Here is a 16,264-nt window from a genome sequence, read left to right as displayed (position 1 = left end):
CGCTCCAGCAAATGCCGGGATTAAACATCTAGAGCCGACTTCCCTTCCCCTTGTTGTGGGACAAGGAAAGTCGAACTTTACTCCGGCACGTGCCTCACCGCACCCTTGTCGGCGCTGGTGGCGAAGGCGGCGTAGGCGCGCAGCGCGGTCGTCACTTTGCGCTTGCGCTTTTCCTGCGGCTTCCAGGCGTCCGCGCCTTTCGCCACCATTGCCGCGCGGCGTGCATCGAGTTCCGCGTCGTCCACGGCAAGACGAATGGTGCGGTTCGGGATGTCGATCTCGATCGTATCGCCCTCTTGCACCAGCCCAATCAGCCCGCCTTCCGCCGCTTCCGGCGAAGCATGGCCGATGGACAGGCCCGACGTGCCGCCGGAGAAGCGCCCGTCGGTGACCAGCGCGCAGGCCTTGCCCAGGCCCTTCGACTTCAGATAGCTGGTCGGATAGAGCATCTCCTGCATGCCGGGGCCGCCGCGCGGCCCCTCATAGCGAATGACGACGACGTCGCCGGCCTTGATCTCATTGGCAAGGATCGCCTTGACCGAAGCGTCCTGGCTTTCGAAGACGCGGGCCGGACCGGTGAATTTCAGGATCGACTCGTCGACCCCTGCCGTCTTCACGATGCAGCCGTCAAGCGCCAGATTGCCTTTCAGGACGGCGAGACCGCCGTCTTTCGAGAAAGGCGTCTTCGCCGAGCGGATGACGCCGGTCTCGCGGTTCGTGTCGAGTTCGCCCCAGCGGCGGTCCTGGCTGAAGGCGACCTGCGTCGGCACGCCGCCGGGAGCGGCGAGGAAAAAGTCGCGCACATTCTGGCTCGAGGTGCGCGAGATGTCCCAATGGTCGAGCGCTTCGCCGAGGCTGGCGGTGTGCACCGTCGGCAGGTCGCGATTGAGCAGACCCGCATTGTCGAGCTGACCGAGGATGGCCATGATGCCGCCGGCGCGATGGACGTCCTCCATGTGCACGTCTGATTTGGCCGGCGCCACCTTGCACAGGACGGGCACCCGCCGCGACAGCCGGTCGATGTCCTCCATGGTGAAATCGACCTCACCTTCATGCGCGGCGGCCAGGATGTGCAGAACGGTATTGGTTGAGCCGCCCATGGCGATGTCGAGCGTCATGGCGTTTTCGAAGGCGCCCTTCGAGGCGATGCTACGCGGCAATGCGCTCTCGTCATCCTGTTCGTAATAGCGCTGCGCGAGATCGACGACGAGATGGCCGGCCTCGACGAACAGCCGCTTGCGGTCGGCATGCGTGGCCAATGTCGAGCCGTTGCCCGGCAGCGATAGGCCGAGCGCCTCGGTCAGGCAGTTCATCGAATTGGCGGTGAACATGCCGGAGCAGGAACCGCAGGTCGGGCAGGCCGAGCGCTCGATGACCTTGACGTCCTCGTCGGAGATCTTGTCGTCGGCAGCGGCCACCATGGCGTCGACGAGGTCGAGCGCCTGCGTCTTGCCGGCCAGCACCACCTTGCCGGCTTCCATCGGTCCGCCTGAGACGAAGACGGTCGGGATGTTGAGGCGCAACGAAGCCATCAGCATGCCGGGGGTGATCTTGTCGCAATTGGAAATGCAGACCATGGCGTCGGCGCAATGCGCGTTGACCATGTATTCGACGGAATCGGCGATCAGCTCGCGCGACGGCAGCGAATAGAGCATGCCGTCATGGCCCATGGCGATGCCGTCATCGACGGCGATGGTGTTGAATTCCTTGGCAACACCGCCGGCCTTCTCGATCTCGCGCGCGACCAGCTGGCCAAGGTCCTTCAGATGGACGTGGCCGGGCACGAACTGCGTGAACGAATTGACCACCGCGATGATCGGCTTGCCGAAATCGCTGTCCTTCATGCCTGTTGCGCGCCACAGGCCGCGGGCGCCGGCCATGTTGCGGCCATGGGTGGTGGTGCGGGAGCGATAGGCGGGCATGAATTTTCCCTAAGCTGGCTGGCTGCGCTCGATGGGGAGCGCTTTGATCGCAGGCGTTATAGCCCCGCAAGTATGGTCTGGCCACATTTTTGCAATGCGCCACGAAATCCGCGGCGGCGGTTGACGGCCTGCGTGTCTCACTATATAACTTAATGGCTATATACCTGATTAGCTATGGAAGTCATATGGATCACCTTGATGCCACTTTTGCCGCACTTGCCGATCCAACGCGGCGCGCAATCCTTGCCCGGCTCATAGAAGGCGAAGCGTCGGTGATGGAACTGGCCGAGCCTTTCGCCATGAGCCAGCCATCGATCTCCAAACACCTTAAGGTGCTGGAGAACGCCGGGTTGATCTCGCGCGGCAGAGACGCGCAGCGCCGGCCTTGCCGGCTGGAAGCAAAACCGCTCGCCGAGGCCAATGACTGGCTGGAGCGCTACCGCAAGATCTGGGAAGGCAATTTCCAGCGCCTCGACGTCTTGCTGGGTGCCATGCAGGCCACGAAAGCAGCCGGCGACGCGGAGCAATAGCCGAAGTCCGGCGTGTCGCCCTAGCGGAAAAATCAAAAGCCGTGTCGGATCGCCAGTTGGCGCAACGTCCTTGGACAAACAACAGGAGGACCATCGTGAGCACCACAACATTGCCGGGCTCGACCGTCGCCACATTGACCGTGACAACGCCCAGCGACCGGGAAATCCAGATCACCCGGATCTTCGATGCACCCCGCCCGATGGTGTTCGACTGCTGGACCATACCTAAACTGTTGAAGGGCTGGCTGCATGGTCCCGATGGCTGGCGGCTGTCGGTCTGCGAAATCGACCTCAGGGTGGGCGGCGCGACGCGCTATGTCTGGCAGCACCGGGACGGCCAGACCATGGGCATGAGCGGCGCCTATCGCGAGATCGTGCACCCGAGCCGGCTCGTCGCCACTGAACTGTTCGACGAGGACTGGACCGGCGGCGAGACGATCGGAACGGTGGTCTTCACCGAGCAGAGCGGAAAAACACTGCTGACGCAGACCGTGCTCTACGCCTCGCAGGCGGCCCGCGATGGCGCACTCGGCACCGGCATGACCCGCGGCATGGCAGAAAGCTACGCCCAGCTCGATGCCTATCTTGTCTCCCTGCAGGAAGCCGCCAAGGGCGCTGCCTGATCTTCCCCCAAGAGAGAAATGAGGAGAATGACAATGCAAAAGATCACCACCTTCCTGTGGTTCGACCACCAGGCCGAAGAGGCCATGAACCACTACGTATCCATCTTCAGGAATTCGAAGGTGCTGAGCGTCACGCGCTGGCCGCAGGGCCATGCTTCGGAAGGCAAAGTGCTGGTAGCCTCGTTCGAGCTCGACGGGGTGCAGTTCCAGGCGCTCAATGGCGGCCCGCAATACAGGTTCACGGAGGCCATGTCGCTGTCGATCGACTGCAAGACGCAGGACGAGGTCGATCATTTCTGGAGCAAACTCACCGAAGGCGGCGGTGAGCCGGGACCATGCGGCTGGCTGAAGGACAAGTTCGGTGTTTCCTGGCAGGTCGTGCCGGAGCAGCTGCCCAGGTTGCTTCGGGACCCTGACAAGGCAAAGGCCGGACGGGTGATGTCGGCGATGATGCAGATGGGCAAGATCGAGATCGACAAATTGGAGGCGGCGGCGAAAGGGTGATCGTAAGTGAGTAGTGAGATCGCTCCTCACTACTTACTACTCACTGGAATCACGCCGCCTTGTCGCGGACCTGATAATCCTTGATCGTGGCGAAGCGGATCGCCTTCCAGCGCTCGGCTTCGTAGTTCAGCGAGAAGGCGTGCTGGGCCAAGAACACCGGATCGTTGTCGAGGTCGCGGGCGATGTCGCCGCGATGCGCCTCGATGAAGCGCAGTACCTCGGCCTTGTCGTCGGCCGAGATCCAGCGGCAGACCGAAAAGCGCGACATCTCGAACTCGACGGGCAGCGTGTATTCGAAGTTCAGCCGCTCCTTCAAGACGTCGAGCTGCAGAGCGCCGACGACACCAACGATGGCCGGGGAGCCATCTTCCGGCGAGAACAGCTGCACGACGCCTTCCTCGGCCATCTGGTGCAGCGCTTCCTTGAGTTTTTTCGCTTTCATCGCGTCGCCGAGGCGGACACGACGCAGGATTTCCGGGGCGAAATTCGGCACGCCGCGAAACAGGATTTCCTCGCCCTCGGTCAGCGTGTCGCCAATGCGCAGCGTGCCGTGGTTGGGGATGCCGACGACATCGCCGGCAAACGCCTCGTCGGCGGTGACGCGGGTGCGGGCGAAGAAGAATTGCGGCGCCGACAGGCTCATCGGCTTTCCCGTACGCACCAGCTTGGCCTTCATGCCGCGCTCGAGCTTGCCCGAACAGACGCGCACGAAAGCGATGCGGTCGCGGTGGTTGGGATCCATGTTGGCCTGGATCTTGAAGACGAAGGAGGTCATCTTCTCCTCGGTCGCCTCGATGGTGCGGGTGTCGGCCTCCTGCGCGCGCGGCGGCGGGCCGAAGGCGCCGAGCGCCTCGATCAGGTCGCGCACGCCGTAATTGCGCAGCGCCGAGCCGAAATAGACCGGTGTCAGATGGCCCTCGCGAAAGGCGTCGATATCAAGGGGTCTGCACGCCTCTCGCGCGAGCTCCAGTTCCTCGATGAAGGCCTCGCGCTCGTTTTCCGGCAGCAGGCCGGCGACGCGATTGGAATCGGGACCGTTGACCGGCGTGCGTTCCTTCTCATCATCGCCCTTGCGCACCGCGTTCAGCGCCAGGTGATAGGTGCCTGAAAAGGTCCTGCCACGGCCGATCGGCCAGGTGATGGGCGCAGTGTCCAGCGCCAGCTTCTGCTCGATCTCATCCAAAATCTCGAACGGATCTCGGCTTTCGCGGTCCATTTTGTTGACGAAGGTGATGATCGGGATGTCACGCAGCCGGCAGACCTCAAACAGTTTTAGCGTGCGCGGCTCGATGCCCTTGGCGGCGTCGATGACCATGACCGCCGAGTCGACCGCCGACAGTGTGCGATAGGTATCGTCGGCGAAATCCTCGTGGCCCGGCGTATCGAGCAGGTTGAAGACGTTGTCCTCATATTCGAAGGTCATCACCGAGGTGACGACCGAAATGCCGCGCTCGCGCTCGATCTTCATCCAGTCGGACCGCGTCTGGATGCGGTCCTTCTTTGCCTTGACCTCGCCGGCAAGCTGGATGGCGCCACCGAACAGCAGCAGCTTTTCGGTCAGCGTCGTCTTGCCGGCGTCGGGGTGGGCGATGATCGCGAAAGTGCGGCGGCGCGATACCGCCTGTTCGATGTCTTCTGCCAATTTTGGAATCCTGTCTGTGGCGCGGGCTTCTAAAGCGCGTCACGTCGAAACGGATTCATGCGACGCGCTTTAGGTCTTTGTCTTGATGCATGTCGTTCTCCCAAAACCGAGGTCACTTTTGGGCGACATGCATTAGCAGCGCTTTCCCAGCCTGTCGAACAGATTTGCCCGCTGGCCCTTGAGATAGGGACGACGCGATGGCATCAGAAGAGCCAGTTCGACGGAGACCTCGCATGGGCAAACACATGATCGTCATTGGCGCCGGCATCATCGGTGCTTCCATCGCCTGGCATCTGGCCAGGGCCGGTGCGCGGGTGACTGTGATTGCCGACAGCGAAGTCGGAGGTGTCGCGACGCCGAATTCCTTTGCCTGGATCAATGCAAGCTGGGGCAATCGGGAGCCGTATTTTCGGCTGCGCACCCGCTCGATGGCTGAATGGACTCGGCTGGCGCGGGATCTGCCCAGCCTGCCGCTCAGCTGGTGCGGCGGCTTGTGCTGGGATCTGCCGGCGGCGGACCTGGAAACCTATGCCGCGGAGCATTCAGCCTGGGGCTATGGCATCGAGCGTGTCGATCGTGCCGGCGCGGCCCGCATAGAGCCGAATCTCTCGGAGCTTCCGGATTTCGCCCTGCATGTCGCCGAAGAGGGTGTTGCGGAGCCGGTCGCGGCCGTCAAGGCCCTGCTGGCGGATGCCGAACAGCGCGGCGCACGCATCACCTCCAGCACGGTGACGGCACTCGCCCAGACCGACGGCAGGATAACCGGCGTGGACACGTCGCATGGGCTGATTGCCGCAGACGAGGTGGTGATCGCGGCCGGCACCGGTTCGCCTGACATTGCCGCGACCGCCGGCATCAACCTGCCGATCGAGACGCCGCCCGGCCTGATCGTCCATTCGCGGCCATACAAGAAGCTGCTCAACGGGCTGGTGCTGGCCGAGCGGCTGCACATGCGCCAGACGGCGGAAGGCTGCATCATCGCCGGCTCGGACTTCGGCGGCGCCGATCCGGGAATGGATGCCGAAGCCACCGCCCGCGCGTTGTTCGCGGCCACGAAAGCCATGTTGCGCGACAGCGACGGACTTGAGCTGGATTTCCACACGGTCGGCTACCGGCCGACGCCGATCGACGGCTTTCCGATCATCGGCCGCGCCGAGGGCATGGAAGGCGTCTATATCGCGGTCATGCATTCCGGCATCACGCTGGCGCCGGCGGTCGGCCTGTTCGCCACGCGGGAAATTCTTGACGGCGAGCGCGACCCGCTGCTCGGACCTTATGGATTGTCGCGTTTCGCTCAATAACCCGGCGGACGGCTGAAGCCGCCAGTCAAGGGCGCTATCGCCCTGGCGATGGCGAGCAGCCGCGCCTCCGACCAGCGTCCGCCGACAAGCTGCAGGCCAATCGGCAGGCCGTCACCATCCTGTCCGCATGGCATCGAAAGCGCGGGGTGGCCGCTGTAGTTGAAGACGGCGCCGTAGGCCGGCAGCATCCAGTAGCTCTCGTCCCTGCCGTCGACCTTGATCGCAGTGCCCGGCGCACAATGCGGGAACGCCGTGGTCATGGCGACCGGGCAAAGCAGCGCGTCCCAATCCTCGAAGAACCGGTCCCAGGCGAGAACGGATTTGTCGCGGCGGGCCAGCGCCTCGAACCAGCGCGAGACTGATGTCGGTTCCTCCGGCGGCTCAGGTTGCGCGGCCTCCATCATCATGCCGATCAACGTGCCGCCCTGGGCAAGATCGCCGTGCAGGTCGAGCTTGGGCAGCTTCGCTTCCTCGATGATGGAACCGGCGTCTTGCAGTTGCCTTGCGAGATTTTCGAGCGCGACGCTGATGTCGCCGGCCACCGGGAAACCGGGAAAGGAGGGCGCGAAAGCGATGCGCAAAGTCTGGAGGTCGAGCTTCGGCATGGCCTCGACCGGCACCGGCGCAAGATCGGTGTCGCGCCCATCCGGTCCGGCAATGATCCGATAGATCAATGCCAAATCTTCGACGCTGCGCGTCAGTGGGCCGAGACAGGACATCAGCCGCACGCTGCGCGCAGCACCGCCTGGATCCGGAAAGGCGCCGGCCAGCGAAACTCGATGTTCCGTCGGCTTAAGTCCATAGACGCCACAGAAAGCCGCCGGAAGGCGGATCGAGTCCTGCATGTCGGTGCCTACGTCGAACGGCGTCATGCCTGCGCAGACGGCGGCGGCGGCGCCACCACTGGACCCGCCCGGGGTGCGCTGGAGGCCCCAGGGATTGCTGGTGCGGCCGAACAACGGATTGTCTGACTGCCAGTCGGACAGCATGGCGGCGACATTGGTCTTGGCCATCAGCACGCCACCTGCTGCCTTCAGCCTGGCAACGACCGGGCTATCCTCTTTCGCCACATAGTCGGCGAAGGGCGGGAAGCCGACCGTGGTTTTCATGTATGCCGTCTCGTGCATGTCCTTCAGCGTGAAGGGAACGCCGTGCAGCGGCCCAGGTTCGGCACCACGCGCCAGTGCCGCGTCGGCCTTTTTGGCGCGCTCGCGAGCCCCGTCCCTGTCGAGCGAGATGACGGCATTGACGGCAGCGTTGTGTCTGTCGATCTGCGCGAGGTGGGCATCGAGCGCTTCGACGGCGGAGATTTTGCGCGCTGCGATGCCGGCGGCGAGATCGGCAACCGAAAGAAATACGAGGTCCATGGCGAATGCTCCAGCTTGCTGGCCGGCTGCCTCATCAAGATGGCGGACAGCGGCGCGGCTTCAAGTGGAGTCGAGCATTCATTGGAGGTGCGCGCTTGATCGGGATTGCACTGAGGTCGGCACTCTACGGCGCCCCCCTCTGTCCTGCCGGACATCTCCCCCACGAGTGGGGAGATTGGCAGCTTCCGCACCGGCGCCTTTTCTTCAACGCTGAAAATTGGCGAAAGCCGTTGAGGCATCCGATCTCCCCCCTCGTGGGGGAGATGTCCGGCAGGACAGAGGGGGGCGCTGTCCCGCGACGTTACTCAATCCGGCGAAGGCTACCCAACCAGAGCCAGTTTCGCCGTAACCGGCGCAAACGAACGGATGGCGATGCCGTCCCTGGTCATGGTGACGAAGCTCGATGGCGGGACTGCTTGCCAGTCGCCGCCCTCGCGATCGAAGGGTTCGGAGACGATGCAGCGGCCAGCGCCCTTGCGGAAGATGGATGTATAGAGCGTCGGCGCCTGGGCGTCGGTGGCATAGCGGACGGCATACAGCGCCTGTCCGTCGGAGAAGGCGGCGGTGAGTTTCAGCGCCGGCTCGAGACCGGCGCGGCGCGAGGCTTCCAGCACGCGGCTGGCGGCACGGGAAACGGCGCCTTGCGGGTCGGCAACCAATCCTTCGTCGATCATGAGCAGAAAAAACAGTTCGGAATCGGTGGTGCCTTCGCGCTGGTCGAAGACAGCGTCGGACAACGAGTTCTCTAGCGCGCGGCGGATCTTCTCGAAACCGCCGATCTGTCCGTTATGCATGAACGACCAGCGGCCGGAAATGAACGGATGGCAGTTCATGCGGCTGGTGGCGCCGCCGGTCGAGGCCCGCACATGGGCAAGGAAAAGGCCGGACTTGATCTGCCGGCACAGGCTCTTCAGGTTGGGATCGGACCATGCCGGCAGGATGTCGCGATAAAGGCCGGGTTCGGGCCGGTCGCCATACCAGGCAAGGCCGAAGCCGTCGCCATTGGTCGGCGACTTCGCTTCCTGGGCGCAGTGGCTTTGGGCGATCAGCGAATGACAGGGTGCCGTGAGGATGTCTTCGAGAAAGACCGCTTCACCGAGATAGGCCGCCCACCGGCACATCGCTTGTCGTCCCCTAGGCGCGATCCGGAAGAGCCGCAGGCTCCTTGATCGCGTGTGTGCCTCTGTTGTGCGTCCGCTCGTAGAGCTCGCGAATGATTCGGCTGGCGGTAGTCTCGAAGAGAAATGGCAAGAAAGCGTGAACGAATGCGGCTCCCGCCGCCATCAGCAGGCGCGACGAGAACCAGGCGGCGAAGGCCATATGGCCGAAATAGGTTTCGCCGACCTTGGCAGGATGAGAGGTGAAAATCCTTGCGACCGACATGCTGGTTCCCCTTCAGCGCTTGAGTTCCGATATGAGTATCCTGACACGCCTCACCGGTTCATTGGTCCCAAAATATCCTTGTATTTTGCCATTTGATGGGACAAGCATCCCATATGGCACTGGAAATCGATGAAATCGACCGAAAATTGCTTGCCGAATTGCAACGCGACGGCACGTTGTCGGTCGACCAGCTGTCGGAGCGGGTGGCCTTATCGCGCAATGCCTGCTGGCGTCGCGTCAAGCGGCTGGAGGAAGATGGCGTCATCACCGGTCGCGTGGCGCTGGTCGATGCCGAAAAACTCGGGCTTGGCCTTTCGGTGTTCATCCTGATCCGCACATCCAATCACGATCCGGACTGGCTGCAGAAGTTCCGGGCGGCGGTGACCGGTCTTTCCGAGATCATCGGCGTCTACCGCATGTCTGGCGATCTCGACTATGTGCTGCGCGCCCGCGTCGCCGACGTGAAGGCCTATGACCGGCTCTACCAGCGGCTGATCGCCAAGGTGGCGCTGTCAGATGTTTCCGCCTCGTTCGTCATGGAAGAGATCAAGGAGACGACGGTGGTTCCGATGGAAGTGCGTTGAGCCCTCAGGCCATAGTGATGCCCGAAAGAAAGGCGTTGATAGCTCGGCGGTCGAGTTGACCGAATCGGCAATCGCGCCGATAGGATCGATTTTATGCGCGCAGCCCTCCACACTCCCTCCGTCATCGGTCCGACCGTCGGCTTCGTCAGGCTGCCGCATGGTGAGGGACTTCCGCTTCCCGCCTATGAAAGCGCCGGCGCCGCCGGCATGGATTTGCGCGCGGCGGTGCCCGACGACCGGCCGCTGCTGATCCTGCCGGGCAAACGGGCCTTGGTGCCGACCGGGCTGATCCTGGAAATTCCCGAAGGCATGGAAGGCCAAGTGCGGCCGCGCTCGGGCCTTGCCTTCAAATATGGCCTTACCGTCCTCAACTCACCGGGCACGGTCGACAGCGACTATCGCGGCGAGGTGAAGGTGCTGCTGGTCAATCTCGGCGACGAGGACTTCGCCGTGACGCGCGGCATGCGCATTGCCCAGATCGTTTTCGCGGCAGTAACGCAGGTGGCGGTGGAAGAGCGTTCGCTCGCCGGCGGCACGGCGCGCGGCTCGGGCGGATTCGGATCGACCGGCACCGCCTGATGCATGGCTGTGTTTCGGCGCAGTGAACCGTTTTGCCGGGTAGACTGATCCAATATGACTGAAACACGGCCCTTGCCAAAGCTCGTCATCTTCGACTGCGACGGGATCCTGGTCGATACCGAGAACCTGGCCAACCGGCGCCTGGCCGAATGGCTAAGCGCGACCGGCTATCCCACGACCTTCGAATATTGCCGCAAGAACTTCTCCGGCCGCAGCATGGTGTCGGTGCAGAAGGAGATCGAAGAGGCGACCAGCGTCAGGCTTGGCGCCGATTTCGTCGAGCGCTGGAATGCCGGCCTGCCGGATCTGTTCGCCCATGGCGTCGAGGCGATCCCTTATGTGCGGGAGTTCATCGAGGCGGTCCGCGCGGCCGGCCTCGCTTATTGCGTCGCCACCTCGGCCAGGATCTCCAAGATGCATATAACGCTTGGCCAGACCGGGCTGTTGCCGCTGTTCGAGCATGCCATGTTCAGCGCCACCATGGTGTCGCGCGGCAAGCCGTTCCCCGACCTGTTCCTGTATGCGGCAAAGGCCATGGGCTTCGAGCCCGCCGACTGCATCGTCATTGAGGACAGTGTTGCCGGCACGCAGGCCGGCATCGCCGCCGGCATGCGGGTGTTTTCCTATCATGGCGATCCCTATTCCGACCGCGACGGCCTGATCCAGGCCGGCGGCATCCTGTTCGATGACATGCGCGAACTCGCCGGGCTGGTTCCGATCCACTGATCCGCTGGACTGGACGCCGCAAAGCGCTGTGGCTACCTTCCGCGCGCCCGTCCGACGCGTTGGAGAAATTGTCAGCAGAGACCGACAAACGCGTCTGAACCAACCGCATTCGTTTGCCCGACCACAAACAGCGCGGTAGCATCCGCCCAACACTCGTTATGGGGGAGCATCCATGGACAAGGGCAAGATTTTTCGCGACCTGCATGCCTCGACCTTCGTCATGCCCAATCCCTGGGACCCGGGCACGACGAAGCTACTTGGTTCCTTCGGCTTCAAGGCGCTAGCCACGACCAGCGCCGGCTTTGCCTTTTCGCGCGGCCTGCCGGATGGAGCCGTGAGCTTCGACCAGATGATCCATCATTGCCGCGAAGTGACGGCCGCGACCGACCTGCCGGTTTCGGCCGATCTCGAGAAGGGCAAGGGCGACAGCGCCGAGCAGGCCGCCGAGACCATTTTCGCGGCGGAAGCCGCCGGGCTTGCCGGTTGCTCGATCGAGGACCACACAGGCGATCCGGAGAAGCCCATTTATGAGTTTTCGCACGCGGTCGAGCGTGTCGCGGCCGCGGTGGAGGCGGCGCGGGCGCTGAAGCGCGACTTTGTCTTCACGGCGCGGGCCGAGAATTTCCTCTGGGGCAAGTCCGACCTCGACGACACGATCAAGCGGCTGCAGGCCTTCGAGAAGGCCGGCGCCGACGTGCTCTATGCGCCGGGCATCGGCGACGTCGAGATGGTGCGCGCGATCTGCTCGGCGGTCGGCAAGCCGGTCAATGTCATGGCGAGGCCCGGCTTCACCATCGCCGACCTTGCCATGGCCGGCGTCAAGCGTATTTCGCTTGGGCCGTGGCTGACCAATTTCGCCTATGGCATGCTGGAGACGGCGGCCCGCGAGATCCAGCAGGACGGCACATTCGGCTTCACCCGCGCAGCCATGCCGTTCGGCAAGTTGCAGGCGCTGTTCGGCAAATCCCAGGGTTAGGACAGGCCTGCCGCATGAACCTTACTGTCGTCGACATGCATACTGGTGGCGAGCCGCTCCGGATCGTCACGGGCGGTTATCCCAGTATTCCCAAGGGCACCATCCTGGAGAAGCGCGCCTATGTGCGCGATCATCTCGATCATTTGCGCAAGCTGCTGATCTTCGAACCGCGCGGTCACTACGACATGTATGGCGCCCTGCTGGTCGAGCCCGATTTGCCGGGCGCCGACCTTGCGGTGCTGTTCATGCACAATGAGGGTTATTCGACCATGTGCGGCCACGCCATCGTCGCGCTCGGCCGCTACGCTATCGATCAGGGGCTGGTGGTGAAGCAGGAGCCGTTCACCACCGTGAACATCGAGGCGCCGTGCGGCCTGGTTGTCGCCTCGGTCGCGGTCAGCGATGGCAAGGCTGGTGCCGTTTCGTTCGAGAGCGTGCCGGCCTTCCTGTTTGCCTGCGACCAACAGATCGAGCTGACAGGGTATGGCAAGATCGGTTTCGATATCGCCTATGGCGGAGCTTTCTACGCGCTGGCCGACTGCCATCAATTCGGGCTGGAATTCGGCCGCAACCGCGTGCGCGATTTCGTCGACGCGGCGACCGCGCTGACGAACCGGCTCAAGGCCGAGTTTGCGCTGTCGCATCCCGATCATGATGACCTCGCCTTCCTCTATGGCACCATCCTGACCGACGGAAAGGACGCCTTTTCCGGTGAGGCGACCAGGAATGTCTGCGTCTTCGCCGAGGCGGAGGTCGACCGTTCGCCGACCGGTTCCGGCGTCACCGCCCGGCTGGCGGCCATGCATGCCAAGGGAGAGATCGCCATCGGGCAGACGCGCACCTTCGAGAGCATCGCCGGCTCGCGCTTTTCCGGGGCCGTGGCGCGCAAGGCGCGGGCCGGCCCGCACGAGGCGATCATCGCCCGCGTCGGCGGCCGCGCCTATTATTCTGGACGAGCCGAGTTCATTGTCGAACCGGACGACGAGTTGGGGCGCGGTTTCCTCTTGCGCTGAAGCTCAACCGCGTGCGGGGCGGGCCATTTCCCGCGCCGCAATCGCCTTATGCAGATGCACCATCATGGCGGCGGCGAAAAGCGGCGTCAGCAGGTTGAGCAGCGGCACGGCAAGGAAGGCCGCGATCACCAGCCCGGAAAGAAAGACCGTGCCGGCATAGCGCCGGCGCAAAGCCCTGGCCTCTTCTTCCCCGCGAAAGCGCATGGCGGCGAATTCGAAGAATTCGCGTCCGAGCAGGTAGCCGTTGACGATGAAGAAGGCGGCGATGTTGATGCCCGGCACCAGCAGAAGCAGCAAGGCGACGATGTTGCCCAGGATGACGACGCCGAAGAATTTTATCGCCAGCACCAGCGAGCGCAATGCCGGCATGGCGCGTCCGGCCGGGTCGGCGGGATAGTCGGTGCGCTCGACCACATCAGCGACTTCGTCGAGGAACAGGCCGGCGATGACGGCCGTGACCGGCGCGACGAGCAGCGCCATGCCGAAGGCCAGCGCGATCGCGGCGACGATGCCGCCCAGCCAGCCGGCCCAGGAGGGCATGCCGGGCAACAATGTCTGGAGCCACGGCAGGGCCAGCCATTCAACGAGGCTGGTCAGGCCGAACCACAAAGCGAGCAGCGCCAGCAGGGTCAGGCCAAGCGTCTTGATGAACACGGCGCGAAACGGGGGCGACAACAACTCCAGGGCCGCGGTGCGGGCAGCGTCGAAAATCACCGTGTTTCAACCCCAGGTCAGCGGACTCAGCCGCAGGCAGGACGCTCCCGAGATAGGCAGTGCGGCCTGCGAGCACAAGCGCGGGCCGTTGCCAGCCCCGCACTCACCCGAAAATCTGTCTATCGGGCGAAGGCCGGCTTGCGGACCGGTATGGTCATGGCCGCCACACCGGCAACGACGAAACCCATGCCGAGCCAAGCCGCGGGGCCCAGACTTTCACCGAGGAAGACGGCGCCGATGCCGACACCGATGGGCACGCGCAGATAGGCCTGTGACGTGGTGCCAACCGAACCCAGCGTGTGGATCAGACGGAAATAGATGACGAAAGCAAGTGCCGTCGAAAACACCGACAGGCCGAGCAAAGCGAGAATGGAAGCCGCCGAAGGCGCCAGTGTCCACGGCTGGTCGACCATCAGGCTGAGCGGCACCAGCATGACGGCGCCGCACAGCATCGAACCGGCGGCGGGAAGCATGGGATCGAGGCCCTTGAAGCCGCGGCCGAAGATCGCGGCACATGCATAGCAGACCGTTGCGGCAACGATGGCCAACTGCGCCCAGAACTGGTGACCGAGACCACCCAGCGCCTCGGTGCCGATGATCAGACAGATGCCGGCTATGCCGGCGCCGACGCCAAGCAGTTTGCGCACCGTGACCGGCTCATGGCGGGTGATGAGCGCCGTCAGCAGGAAGGTGAAGATCGGCGAGGTGGCGTTGAGGATGGTGGCAAGTCCGGCGTCGACCGAGCGCTCGGCCGCAGCAACCAGGGTGAACGGGACGACGCTGTTGAGGCAGGCCTGGAAGGCGAAGCGGCGCCAGCTTGCCGCATCGCCCGGCATGGCAAGCCCGCGCCATCGGATGATGGCGAACAGGATGCCGCCGGCGATCAAGGTGCGGGCGGCGATGAAGGTGATGGGCGGGATGGTCTCGACGCCGATCTTGATGAAGGTGTAGGACGCGCCCCACAGCACCGCGAGCACGCCGAGCAGCGCCAGGTCGGTGGTCGTATCGCTCTTTGCAGACATGGGCTTGCCGCCTTCGGATCAGGATCGAACAAGCTCTTTTAGGCAACCCCACGACGAAATGCTTCGGCCACGGTCGAATTGTCGTAGCGCCTGGGTGCAACGAAAACCATGTTCAAAACTGTCTTGCAGGCACGCAGTTGCGGGCTTGTTCGACAAGCGATGGGCCTCGCCGCCACGCCGGCAACGACAGAAAATCGGTTGCCAGTTTTCAGGGTCATGCTGTAGACCCGCGCGGGCATGGCAAGAAGCCGGCCCGGGTTTTTGGCGGAGACATTGATGCCGGATTATGACGTGCTTTGCATCGGCAATGCGATTGTCGACATCATCGCCCAGTGCGAGGAGGACTTCCTCCAGACCAACGGCATCATCAAGGGCGCGATGAACCTCATAGACACACACCGCGCCGAATTGCTCTACAGCCGCATGGGCCCGGCGATCGAGGCCTCCGGCGGCAGCGCCGGCAACACGGCGGCTGGTGTCGCCTCCTTCGGCGGACGTGCCGCCTTCTTCGGCAAGGTCTCCAACGATGCGCTGGGCGAAATCTACGCGCACGATATCCATGCGCAGGGCGTCGCCTTCGACACCAAGCCGCTCGAGGGCGAGCCGCCTACGGCGCGCTCGATGATCTTCGTCACCCCCGACGGTGAGCGCTCAATGAACACCTATCTCGGCGCCTGCGTCGAACTCGGGCCGGAAGATGTCGAGGCCGACAAGGCGGCGGGCGCCAAGGTGACCTATTTCGAGGGCTATCTGTGGGATCCGCCGCGCGCCAAGGAAGCCATCCGGCAGACGGCCAGGCTGGCGCACGCGGCTGGCCGCGAAGTGTCCATGACACTCTCCGATTCGTTCTGCGTCGACCGCTACCGCGACGAGTTCCTCGACCTGATGCGTTCGGGCACGGTCGACATCGTTTTTGCCAACAGCCACGAGATCAAGTCGCTTTACCAGACCTCGTCATTCGACGAGGCGGTGGCGCAGATCCGCAAGGATTGCAAGATCGCGGCGGTGACCCGTTCCGAAAAGGGCTCGGTCATCGTGCGGGGCGACGAGACCGTGGTCATAAAGGCAACCGCCATCAAGGAGCTTGTCGACACGACGGGCGCCGGCGACCTCTACGCCGCCGGTTTCCTGCATGGTTATACACAGGGCCGCGACCTCCAGACCTGCGGCGATCTTGGCTCACTGGCGGCCGGATTGGTGATCCAGCAGATCGGCCCAAGGCCACGGCAAAACCTGCGCAAAGAGGCCGAGCAGGCGGGATTGTTGTAGGGTGAAGCTGCCGATCTCCCCCATCGTGGGGGAGATGGCCGGCAGGCCAGAGGGGGGCGTTGTCCCGCCAACATCTCGAGGTTTTCCCTGCCAACCGACGGCATTCCCC

17 protein-coding genes are annotated in these 16,264 nt (G+C 63.7%); 10 read left to right on the top strand and 7 right to left on the bottom strand.

Annotated features, from left to right (window positions below; genetic code table 11):
- Nucleotides 1-77: 77 nt before the first annotated feature.
- Nucleotides 78-1,922 carry a dihydroxy-acid dehydratase gene (ilvD, locus tag C7I87_RS19680; RefSeq protein WP_149905765.1) on the bottom strand — a complete coding sequence of 615 codons (1,845 nt, stop codon included), beginning with the start codon at nucleotides 1,920-1,922 and terminating at the stop codon, nucleotides 78-80.
- A 185-nt stretch (nucleotides 1,923-2,107) separates the two neighbouring features.
- Between ilvD and C7I87_RS19675 the strand changes: the two genes are divergently transcribed.
- The 3 genes from C7I87_RS19675 to C7I87_RS19665 all read left to right on the top strand — a co-directional run bounded on the left by C7I87_RS19675 (nucleotide 2,108) and on the right by C7I87_RS19665 (nucleotide 3,579).
- The gene (locus tag C7I87_RS19675; protein ID WP_149905764.1) at nucleotides 2,108-2,452 is read left to right on the top strand and encodes an ArsR/SmtB family transcription factor; all 345 of its coding nucleotides are present in this window, start codon (nucleotides 2,108-2,110) and stop codon (nucleotides 2,450-2,452) included.
- Between the two features lie 95 nt (nucleotides 2,453-2,547).
- Nucleotides 2,548-3,075: an SRPBCC family protein gene (locus C7I87_RS19670; RefSeq protein ID WP_246696317.1), complete on the top strand. Its 528-nt coding sequence runs from the start codon at nucleotides 2,548-2,550 to the stop codon at nucleotides 3,073-3,075.
- A gap of 33 nt (nucleotides 3,076-3,108) precedes the next feature.
- Complete coding sequence (locus C7I87_RS19665; RefSeq protein WP_149905762.1) at nucleotides 3,109-3,579, top strand: VOC family protein; 471 nt, start codon at nucleotides 3,109-3,111, stop codon at nucleotides 3,577-3,579.
- A gap of 49 nt (nucleotides 3,580-3,628) precedes the next feature.
- Here the strand turns inward: C7I87_RS19665 and C7I87_RS19660 are convergent, their stop codons facing one another.
- The gene (locus C7I87_RS19660) at nucleotides 3,629-5,221 is read right to left on the bottom strand and encodes a peptide chain release factor 3 (RefSeq protein WP_149905761.1); all 1,593 of its coding nucleotides are present in this window, start codon (nucleotides 5,219-5,221) and stop codon (nucleotides 3,629-3,631) included.
- Nucleotides 5,222-5,454: 233 nt separating this feature from the next.
- Here C7I87_RS19660 and C7I87_RS19650 point away from each other — a divergent pair, with 233 nt between their 5' ends.
- Nucleotides 5,455-6,522 (top strand): NAD(P)/FAD-dependent oxidoreductase, encoded by a 1,068-nt coding sequence (locus C7I87_RS19650; RefSeq protein ID WP_149905760.1) that lies wholly within the window; start codon nucleotides 5,455-5,457, stop codon nucleotides 6,520-6,522.
- On the opposite strand, the gene C7I87_RS19645 is transcribed toward C7I87_RS19650, so the two are convergent.
- From C7I87_RS19645 to C7I87_RS19635, 3 genes are all read right to left on the bottom strand, one after another.
- Complete coding sequence (locus C7I87_RS19645; RefSeq protein WP_149905759.1) at nucleotides 6,516-7,889, bottom strand: amidase; 1,374 nt, start codon at nucleotides 7,887-7,889, stop codon at nucleotides 6,516-6,518. The genes C7I87_RS19650 and C7I87_RS19645 overlap by 7 nt on opposite strands.
- A gap of 320 nt (nucleotides 7,890-8,209) precedes the next feature.
- Nucleotides 8,210-9,010, bottom strand: coding sequence for a class II glutamine amidotransferase (locus tag C7I87_RS19640; RefSeq protein ID WP_149905758.1), 801 nt, complete (start codon nucleotides 9,008-9,010; stop codon nucleotides 8,210-8,212).
- Between the two features lie 13 nt (nucleotides 9,011-9,023).
- Entirely contained in the window at nucleotides 9,024-9,272 is a 249-nt protein-coding gene (locus C7I87_RS19635) for a DUF6356 family protein (RefSeq protein ID WP_149905757.1), read from the bottom strand.
- A 113-nt stretch (nucleotides 9,273-9,385) separates the two neighbouring features.
- On the opposite strand from C7I87_RS19635, the gene C7I87_RS19630 reads away from it, so the two are divergent.
- The 5 genes from C7I87_RS19630 (at nucleotide 9,386) to C7I87_RS19610 (ending at nucleotide 13,150) form a co-directional block, all read left to right on the top strand.
- Nucleotides 9,386-9,856: an Lrp/AsnC family transcriptional regulator gene (locus C7I87_RS19630; protein WP_149905756.1), complete on the top strand. Its 471-nt coding sequence runs from the start codon at nucleotides 9,386-9,388 to the stop codon at nucleotides 9,854-9,856.
- A 93-nt stretch (nucleotides 9,857-9,949) separates the two neighbouring features.
- On the top strand, nucleotides 9,950-10,435 hold the full coding sequence (gene dut / locus C7I87_RS19625; protein ID WP_149905755.1) for a dUTP diphosphatase: 486 nt from the start codon (nucleotides 9,950-9,952) through the stop codon (nucleotides 10,433-10,435).
- A 54-nt stretch (nucleotides 10,436-10,489) separates the two neighbouring features.
- Entirely contained in the window at nucleotides 10,490-11,161 is a 672-nt protein-coding gene (locus tag C7I87_RS19620; RefSeq protein WP_149905754.1) for an HAD family hydrolase, read from the top strand.
- A gap of 172 nt (nucleotides 11,162-11,333) precedes the next feature.
- The gene (locus C7I87_RS19615; protein WP_149905753.1) at nucleotides 11,334-12,137 is read left to right on the top strand and encodes an isocitrate lyase/PEP mutase family protein; all 804 of its coding nucleotides are present in this window, start codon (nucleotides 11,334-11,336) and stop codon (nucleotides 12,135-12,137) included.
- 14 nt (nucleotides 12,138-12,151) lie between these two features.
- On the top strand, nucleotides 12,152-13,150 hold the full coding sequence (locus tag C7I87_RS19610) for a proline racemase family protein (RefSeq protein WP_149905752.1): 999 nt from the start codon (nucleotides 12,152-12,154) through the stop codon (nucleotides 13,148-13,150).
- Nucleotides 13,151-13,153: 3 nt separating this feature from the next.
- Here C7I87_RS19610 and C7I87_RS19605 read toward each other — a convergent pair whose 3' ends face one another.
- Together C7I87_RS19605 and C7I87_RS19600 are read right to left on the bottom strand one after the other, a co-directional pair.
- Nucleotides 13,154-13,864: a sulfate transporter family protein gene (locus tag C7I87_RS19605; RefSeq protein WP_149905751.1), complete on the bottom strand. Its 711-nt coding sequence runs from the start codon at nucleotides 13,862-13,864 to the stop codon at nucleotides 13,154-13,156.
- A 119-nt stretch (nucleotides 13,865-13,983) separates the two neighbouring features.
- The gene (locus C7I87_RS19600; protein ID WP_149905750.1) at nucleotides 13,984-14,886 is read right to left on the bottom strand and encodes an EamA family transporter; all 903 of its coding nucleotides are present in this window, start codon (nucleotides 14,884-14,886) and stop codon (nucleotides 13,984-13,986) included.
- Between the two features lie 276 nt (nucleotides 14,887-15,162).
- Between C7I87_RS19600 and C7I87_RS19595 the strand changes: the two genes are divergently transcribed.
- Nucleotides 15,163-16,155 (top strand): adenosine kinase, encoded by a 993-nt coding sequence (locus tag C7I87_RS19595; protein ID WP_149905749.1) that lies wholly within the window; start codon nucleotides 15,163-15,165, stop codon nucleotides 16,153-16,155.
- Nucleotides 16,156-16,264: the final 109 nt, after the last annotated feature.

The organism is Mesorhizobium sp. SARCC-RB16n, assembly GCF_008520305.1.
Classification (GTDB): Bacteria; Pseudomonadota; Alphaproteobacteria; order Rhizobiales; family Rhizobiaceae; genus Mesorhizobium.
This window is presented reverse-complemented; position numbering and strand designations above follow the sequence as displayed.